Source organism: Trebonia sp. (assembly GCF_030042015.1).
In the GTDB taxonomy this organism is placed as follows: domain Bacteria; phylum Actinomycetota; class Actinomycetes; order Streptosporangiales; family Streptosporangiaceae; genus Trebonia.
Genome location: NZ_JASIAL010000512.1, coordinates 1 through 6,568 on the forward strand (window position 1 = coordinate 1; position 6,568 = coordinate 6,568).

Genomic DNA, 6,568 nt, shown 5'->3' on the forward strand with positions numbered 1-6,568 from the left:
CAGACATTCCGGTCGCCGCTCGCCGTCCTGATCTGGTGGGTGTGGGTGCTGTTCGCGATCGCCAACCTGATCGACCTGGCCGTGCAGGGCCGCGATCACCTGTCGGTCGTGGCGGCGTTCATCCTGGTGCTTGTCACCGGCGTGGTCTACGCGGCCGCGCAGCGGCCGCGCATCATCGCCGCCGACGACGGCCTGACGATCGTCAACCCGCTGCGCGAGCACCGGGCGCGCTGGGCCTCGGTCGCCGGGATCGACTCCACTGACCTGGTGCGCGTGCGGTGCGAGTGGCCGCTCGACAGCGCCCGGGACGAGGCGGACGAGGCGGACGAGGCGGACGCGCCGGCGACCGGCAAGCGCGTCATCCACTCCTGGGCGGTGCAGACGGCCCGCCGCAGGCAGTTCACCGCCCAGGTGCGCGCCGAACGCCGCGCGGTCCGCCGGCCGGGGACAGGGACAGGGACGCGCAGCGCCGCGGGTCCCGGCGGCACGTTCGGTGCCTTCGCGGAAGCCGGCGGCGACGCCACGCCGGCCGGCGTCGGGGACGTCGCCTACGTGGTGGCCGCGCTGCGCGCACGCGTGGCGCAGGAGCACGCGGCGAACCCCGGTCAGCGGGCCGAGCCGCCGGTCACGACCTGGTACTGGCCGGCGTTCGCGGCGATCCTCGTGCCCGCCCTCGCGCTCGTGATCGCGATCCTGGTCTTACCCGCGGGCCGTACGCGGCGGCCCTACGCGGGCAGCTGGCTGTCACCGGCCGACGGCGGGTTGGACGGCCGCGTCCGCAGCCACTCCACGTAGTCGGCCGGCGCGCCGGCCTTGATGGCGGCGTCCACCAGGATGGACAGGTGCCGCGCGGAGGGCAGGCCGCCCTCGTACGCGTCGAGCACGTACAGCCAGGCCAGCGCGTCCCCTTCCAGGGTCTGCACCCGCACCTTGAGCTTGCTGTAGACGCCGAGCGTGACGCCGTCCCAGCTGTCGAGTTCCTTCTCGTCGACCTCGGGAACGTCGTAGAGCACGACGAAGACCCGCTCGGTGGCATCCTCGACGACCGTGGTGAGCGCGCCCTCCCAGCCGATGTCCTCACCGCCGAAAGTCAGGCGCCAGCCCTCCAGCCACCCGGTGCCCTGCTGCGGGGAATGCGGGCAGCGCGCGAGCATCTGCTCGGGATCCATGTTGCTGCCGTAGGCGGCGTATAGTGCCACGGTGCCTAAGCGTACGGCGTAATCGCGCGGGGCGGCGCACGGGCGGCGCGATGAGTGCGTGATAATTGCATAACGTGACTTTGCCTCGCCCGCGCATCGCTATTCTCGGCGGCGGTCCAGGCGGCTACGAGGCCGCCCTGGTGGCCGCGCAGCTCGGTGCCGAGGTCACCGTGGTCGACGAGGCAGGCCTCGGCGGCGCGTGCGTGCTCTCCGACTGTGTCCCGAGCAAGACGCTGATCGAGTCCTCGGTCACGATGAACATGCTGGGCCGCTCGGCGTCCCTTGGCCTGCAGCTGGAGAACGGTGACAACCCCGTCGTCGGGGTGGACGCGCCCGCGCTGTACGCGCGGATCAAGGCGCTCGCGGCGGCTCAGTCGAACGACATAGCCGAGCACGTGGCCGCCGAGGGCGTGCGCATCATCCAGGCAAGGGGCCGCCTGACCGGCCCGCACACGATCGAGGCGGCCGGCGCGACCGTGCATGCGAACGTGGTGCTTATCGCCACAGGGGCGAGCCCGCGAGTGCTGCCCGATGCGGTCCCCGACGGCGAGCGGATCCTCACCTGCCGCCAGCTGTACGACCTGCCCGAGCTTCCCGAGGAGCTGATCGTGGTCGGCTCAGGGGTGACCGGCGCCGAGTTCGCCGGCGCCTACCAGGCGCTCGGCTCCCGGGTCACGCTCGTCTCCTCGCGCGAGCACGTGCTGCCGCACGAGGACAAGGACGCGGCGGTCCTCATCGAGGGCGTGTTCCGGCGGCGCGGCATGACCGTGCTCAGCAAGTCCCGTGCCCAGGCGGTGCACCGCAAGGGCGACGCCGTGCTGGTCACGCTGGCCGACGGCAGGACGCTCACCGGGTCGCACTGCCTGCTGACCGTCGGGATGGCGCCGGGCACGGCGGAGATCGGCTGCGCGGCGGCGGGCATCAACCTGGACGGGCGCGGCTTCATCGAGGTGGACCGGGTGTCGCGGACGTCCGCTCCCGGCGTGTACGCGGCCGGGGACTGCACGGGCGTGCAGATGCTCGCGTCGGTGGCGGCGATGCAGGGGCGGATCGCGATGTGGCACGCGCTGGGCGAGGCGGTGCAGCCGATCCGGCTCAGCCACGTGGCGGCCACGATCTTCACCGACCCGGAGATCGCCTCGGTCGGCACGTCGCAGGCGGCGGTGGACGGCGGCGAGGTCGTCGCGCGGGTGGTCAAGCAGCCGCTGGCCACGAACGCCCGCGCGAAGATGGCCGGGATCCGCGACGGGTTCGTCAAGATCTTCGCGCGCCCGGGCACGGGCCTGGTGCTCGGCGGCGTCGTGGTGGCGCCGCGCGCCAGCGAGCTGATCCTCCCGCTGTCGATCGCGATCGAGCAGAACCTGTCGGTTGACCAGATCGCGCACACGTTCTCTGTCTACCCGTCGCTGTCGGGCAGCGTGACCGAGGCGGCCCGCACGGTCATGGAGTTCGGCGCCGACGCTATCCTCTGATCACGACAGCGGCCCGCTCGGGCGTGCGCTCGCGGGCAAGCATCGCGTCCTCCTGTGCCGCCCACTGCTCCCAGTGCGGAGCGAACACGTCCCCGTCACGGTCAAGGGCCCTTTTCCTCCGAACGGACAGTGGCGCCTCCACCCACACCACCAGGCTCTCGAAGACGGCGGCACGCCGCGCGCCGGCCCCCACGCCCTCCACGATCAGCGCCTCCGGCGGATCCAGCGCCACCGGCTCGGCCCACTTCCCCGCGACCCAGTCGTAGCGGGGAACGCGGGCCGTCCGGCCCGCCGCCAGCGGCTCGAGCACGGCGCGGACGAGCAGGTCGATCCCGTTCTCCAGCCCGTCCCAGCCGCCGTAGAGGTCCTCGAGCGACACCACGGGCGCGGCAAGCTCGCGCCGCAGTCCCGCCGCGAGCGAGGTCTTCCCCGCCCCGGACCGCCCGTCGATCGCCAGCACCCGGGTCCGCCCCGCCCGCGGCGCGGCCGTCCGCAGCGACTCCCCGAGAGCGGCGACCACGTGATTCACGTCAGTGGGCGGGGCGGCCGGTGTCCGGGTCGTTCGGTACCGGCAGGCCGTGCTGGTGCAGCCGGGCGGCACGCACGTCGTCGGCGCTGATCAGGACGGTGCCCACGCTGGCGATCAGCGCGAAACCCGGCACCGCGATCCGCAGCCACACCGGTCCAGGCAGGAACGCCAGCCCGACGCAGACCGGCACCATGATGACGAGCAGCCGCCTGATCGTCCGGCCGCGCCAGCCGGCGTCGGTCAGCTCGTGCCGCACCCAGTCGCGGTATTCATCGGGCAGCCGGAACCCGACGGCGAACAGCAGCCAGCGTCCGATGCCTGGATCGCCCGGCAGCCGACGCGTCATGTGGCTCAGTCCTTGAGCTGGCAGATCTCTGTGCCGGCCGCGACGGTCTGGCCGACCTCCACGGCCAGGCCGGTGACCGTTCCGTCCTTGTGCGCGGTCAGCGGCTGCTCCATTTTCATCGCCTCGAGTATCACCACGGTGTCGCCGGCGCTCACCTGCTGCCCCTCGGCCGCGACGATCTTGACGATCGTGCCTTGCATCGGGGTGACCAGCCAGTCACCGCTCGCCTGGCCGTGCCCGGCCGAACGGGAACGGCGGCCGCGGCGGGAACCAGCGGCCCGTTCGGGAGAAGAAGAAGCGGAGCGGGCAGCGGCGGGAAAGGCCATCGCGGCCGGAAGCACGACCTCAAGCCGCTTGCCGCCGACCTCCACGGTCATCCGCTCGCGGGCCTGCCCGGAGGCGGCCACGGGGGCGTCCTGCGGCTCGAGCGGCGCGGTGAACTCCGTCTCGATCCAGCGGGTGTGCACCCGCAGGCTGTCGCCTGCGAACGCCGGATCGTCGACGACGGCGCGGTGGAACGGCAGCACGGTGGGCATGCCGCCCACGGTGAACTCGCCCAGCGCGCGGCGGGCGCGCTGCAGCGCCTGCTCGCGGGTGGCGCCGGTGACGATCAGCTTGGCGATCAGCGAGTCGAACGCCTGCGGCACGGTCATCCCGGCCGTGTACCCGGCGTCAAGCCGGACGCCTGGTCCGGCTGGCGGGTTCCATTCGGTGATCGTTCCCGGCGCCGGGAGGAAGTTCCGCGCCGGGTCCTCCGCGTTGATCCGGAACTCGATCGAGTGCCCCCGCCGCGGCGGGTCGTCGTAGCCGAGCGGCTCGCCCTCGGCGACGCGGAACATCTCCCGGACCAGGTCGATGCCGCTGACCTCTTCCGTCACCGGGTGCTCGACCTGCAGCCGGGTGTTCACTTCGAGGAAGCTGATCGTGCCGTCGGCGGCGACGAGGAACTCACAGGTGCCCGCCCCGACATAGCCCGCCTCGCGGAGGATGGCCTTGGAGGCGTCGTAGAGCTGCTTGTTCTGCTCGCCGGACAGGAACGGCGCCGGGGCTTCCTCGACCAGCTTCTGGTGCCTTCTCTGCAGCGAGCAGTCCCTGGTGGAGACGACCACGATGCTGCCGTGGGAGTCGGCCAGGCACTGCGTCTCGACGTGCCGGGGACGGTCCAGGTAGCGCTCGGCGAAGCACTCGCCGTTCCCGAACGCCGCGGTGGCCTCGCGGACTGCGGACTCGTAAAGCTCGGGGATCTCGGCCTCGGTGTGCGCCACCTTGAGCCCGCGGCCGCCGCCGCCGAACGCGGCCTTGATCGCCACCGGCAATCCGAACCGCCTGGCGAACTCGGCGACTTCCGCGGCGGAGCGCACGGGGCCGTCGGTGCCCGGGGCCAGCGGCGCGCCGACGCGCTTGGCGATGTCCCTTGCCCTGACCTTGTCGCCGAGCGCCTCGATCGCCCGCGGGGGCGGGCCGATCCAGGTCAGGCCGTTGCCGATCACAGCCGTCGCGAAGGCCGCGTTCTCGGCGAGGAAGCCGTAGCCGGGGTGCACGGCGTCCGCGCCGGCCCGCGCCGCGACCTGGATGATCTTGTCGATGTCCAGGTAGGTCTGCGCCGGCGTGGTGCCGTTCAGCGCGTACGCCTCGTCAGCGATCCGGACGTGCAGGGCGTCGAGATCGGAGTCGGCGTAGACGGCGACGCTGGCAAGCCCGGCGTCCCGGCAGGCGCGCGCCACCCGGACCGCGATCTCGCCGCGGTTCGCGATGAGAACTTTCCGCAATTCGGCCTCGTTCTGGGGTTGGCAGGGGATCGTCCCCCCTCGGGAGATTCGTCGTAGCTGGGTGGAGTCTAAAGCAGCCCGGCTTGCCGGTCCCGCGTGGTTCCATGATCATGGGCGCCGGCCTGCTGGCCGGCGCCTTCCCGCCGGCCAGCAAAAGGGGTGACGGACGTGCTCATGTGGGTGCCCGCGGACTGGGTCGCGGCGGGGATGACCGGCCTGCCGGGCACGGACGTCGAGATCGTCGAGCCCGACGGCTCGCCGCTGCCGGCCAGCGCGGCGGATGTCGAGTTCTACGTGCCGAGCTTCTTCCCGACGCTGCCCGTCTGCGAGGCGATGGCGCACATGCCGCGGCTGCGCGTGGTTCAGGCGCTGACCGCGGGGGTGGACCGGCTGCGCCCGTACGTGCCCGCCGGGGCGGTCCTGTGCAACGCGCGCGGCGCGCATGACGCGTCCACCGCCGAGTGGGTGGTCGCGGCCATGCTCGCCTCGGTCCGCCGGTTCCCGCTGTTCACGATCGAGCAGGCGGCGGGCCGGTGGAGCTACCAGCCGACAGGCGAGCTCGCCGAGAAGACCGTGCTGATTGTCGGCTACGGCTCGATCGGGGCCGCCGTCGAGCGGCGGCTCGCCGGCTTCGAGGTGACGGTGCTGCGGGTCGCGCGCAGTCCGCGGCCCGGCGTGGCCGGCCTGGCGGAGCTGCCGGCGCTGCTGCCGTCCGCCGACGTGGTCGTGCTGCTCGTCCCGTTCACGCCGCAGACCGCGGGCATGGTGGACGGCGGCTTCCTGGCCGGGATGAAGGACGGGGCGCTGCTCGTCAACGCAGCCCGCGGTCCCGTCGTGGTGACCGAGGCGCTGCGCGCGGAGCTGGAGACCGGCCGGCTGCGCGCGGCGCTCGACGTGACCGACCCCGAGCCGCTGCCGCCTGGCCACCGGCTGTGGACGCTGCCGGGAGTCTTCATCACCCCGCACGTGGCGGCGTCCACGCCCGTGTCGCGGCACCGGGTGGTGCGGCTGGCGAGGGAGCAGGCGGAGGCGTACCTGCGCGGCGACCGGCTCCGCAATGTGATCAGCGGCACATATTAGCGGCGGGCGGCCTAGGATATTCGCAGCCGGCAGGTCGTGCTGGCTCCCAGCGGCCGCACTTGTCTCCCGGTGGACGCCCTTCCTCAACCCAAGCGTGATCTCGGGTACGTAGAGTAAATCCAAAGGCCGGATCGCCAGACTTTCCCCAAGGTGCTTACCTAGAGGTGGCGAAC

The 6,568-nt window shown here is 72.5% G+C and carries 7 protein-coding genes; 3 read left to right on the forward strand and 4 right to left on the reverse strand.

Features of this window, described 5'->3' with window-relative positions; genetic code table 11:
• A partial coding sequence (locus tag Q1N79_RS27490; protein ID WP_300613954.1) for a PH domain-containing protein occupies positions 1 to 795 on the forward strand: 795 nt, incomplete at its 5' end.
• Here Q1N79_RS27490 and Q1N79_RS27495 read toward each other — a convergent pair.
• Positions 726 to 1,199, reverse strand: coding sequence for a gamma-glutamylcyclotransferase (locus tag Q1N79_RS27495; protein WP_300613955.1), 474 nt, complete (start codon positions 1,197 to 1,199; stop codon positions 726 to 728). The genes Q1N79_RS27490 and Q1N79_RS27495 overlap by 70 nt on opposite strands.
• Positions 1,200 to 1,273: 74 nt before the next feature.
• On the opposite strand from Q1N79_RS27495, the gene Q1N79_RS27500 reads away from it, so the two are divergent.
• Positions 1,274 to 2,671, forward strand: coding sequence for an NAD(P)H-quinone dehydrogenase (locus tag Q1N79_RS27500; RefSeq protein ID WP_300613956.1), 1,398 nt, complete (start codon positions 1,274 to 1,276; stop codon positions 2,669 to 2,671).
• Here the strand turns inward: Q1N79_RS27500 and Q1N79_RS27505 are convergent.
• From Q1N79_RS27505 to Q1N79_RS27515, 3 genes are read right to left on the reverse strand one after another with little or no spacing between them, the layout of a single operon-like run.
• Positions 2,661 to 3,191 carry a phosphoribulokinase gene (locus Q1N79_RS27505; RefSeq protein WP_300613957.1) on the reverse strand — a complete coding sequence of 177 codons (531 nt, stop codon included), beginning with the start codon at positions 3,189 to 3,191 and terminating at the stop codon, positions 2,661 to 2,663. The genes Q1N79_RS27500 and Q1N79_RS27505 overlap by 11 nt on opposite strands.
• A gap of 10 nt (positions 3,192 to 3,201) precedes the next feature.
• Positions 3,202 to 3,546 (reverse strand): DUF5313 family protein, encoded by a 345-nt coding sequence (locus tag Q1N79_RS27510; protein WP_300613958.1) that lies wholly within the window; start codon positions 3,544 to 3,546, stop codon positions 3,202 to 3,204.
• A gap of 5 nt (positions 3,547 to 3,551) precedes the next feature.
• A complete protein-coding gene (locus Q1N79_RS27515) occupies positions 3,552 to 5,315 on the reverse strand; it encodes a biotin carboxylase N-terminal domain-containing protein (protein WP_300613959.1) in 1,764 nt (587 codons plus the stop codon).
• A gap of 159 nt (positions 5,316 to 5,474) precedes the next feature.
• Here Q1N79_RS27515 and Q1N79_RS27520 point away from each other — a divergent pair, with 159 nt between their 5' ends.
• On the forward strand, positions 5,475 to 6,395 hold the full coding sequence (locus Q1N79_RS27520) for a 2-hydroxyacid dehydrogenase (protein ID WP_300613960.1): 921 nt from the start codon (positions 5,475 to 5,477) through the stop codon (positions 6,393 to 6,395).
• Positions 6,396 to 6,568 lie beyond the last annotated feature (173 nt).